Below are 894 nucleotides of genomic sequence, written 5' to 3' on the forward strand. Positions count from 1 at the left end.
TTCGAGCCGCTCGGCGATCGCGAACAGCTTGGTGTTGCCCGCTTCCTTCGAGAGCTTCTGCGCGACTTCCTTGATGACCTTGTTGCGCGGGTCCGAAATCGTGTACACCGGATGACCGAAGCCGATCACCACTTCCTTGTTCTCGACGCGGCGGCGGATGTCCGCCTCGGCTTCGTCAGGCGTCTGGTAGCGCGACTGGATCTCGAACGCGGCCTCGTTGGCGCCGCCGTGCTTCGGGCCGCGCAGCGCGCCGATCGCGCCGGTGATCGCCGAGTAGATGTCCGAGCCCGTGCCCGCGATCACGCGGCCAGTGAAGGTCGATGCGTTGAACTCGTGCTCGGCGTACAGGTTCAGCGACACGTGCATTGCGTCGACCCACGACTTCGACGGCGCTACGCCGTGCAGCAGGTGCAGGAAGTGGCCGCCGATCGAATCGTCGTCGGTTTCCACCTCGATGCGGCGGCCGTTGTGCGAGTAGTGGTACCAGTACAGCAGCATCGAACCGAGCGAGGCCATCAGCTTGTCGGCGATGTCGCGCGCGCCCGGCAGGTTGTGATCGTCCTTCTCCGGCAGCACGGTGCCGAGCACCGACACGCCGGTGCGCATCACATCCATCGGATGTGCGGCGGCCGGAATCCATTCGAGCGCGGCCTTGACGTTCGCGGGCAGGCCGCGCAGGCCTTTGAGCTTCGTCTTGTAGGCGGTCAGTTCGGCCTGGGTCGGCAGCTTTTCGTGGACCAGCAGATAGGCGATCTCTTCGAATTCGCACGCGCTCGCGATGTCGAGAATGTCATAGCCGCGGTAATGCAGATCATTGCCGGTCTTGCCGACCGTGCACAGCGCGGTGTTGCCCGCCGTTACGCCCGACAGCGCGACGGATTTCTTCGGTTTGAA

Annotated in this window: 1 protein-coding gene; it reads right to left on the bottom strand. The window is 64.3% G+C overall.

Annotated elements, in window-relative coordinates:
* On the bottom strand, positions 1–894 hold an 894-nt coding region (prpC, locus tag PQR02_RS40560), incomplete at both ends, for a bifunctional 2-methylcitrate synthase/citrate synthase (RefSeq protein WP_408243409.1).

Origin of the sequence: Paraburkholderia sediminicola, assembly GCF_046026895.1 — a bacterium.
In the GTDB taxonomy this organism is placed as follows: domain Bacteria; phylum Pseudomonadota; class Gammaproteobacteria; order Burkholderiales; family Burkholderiaceae; genus Paraburkholderia; species Paraburkholderia sediminicola_C.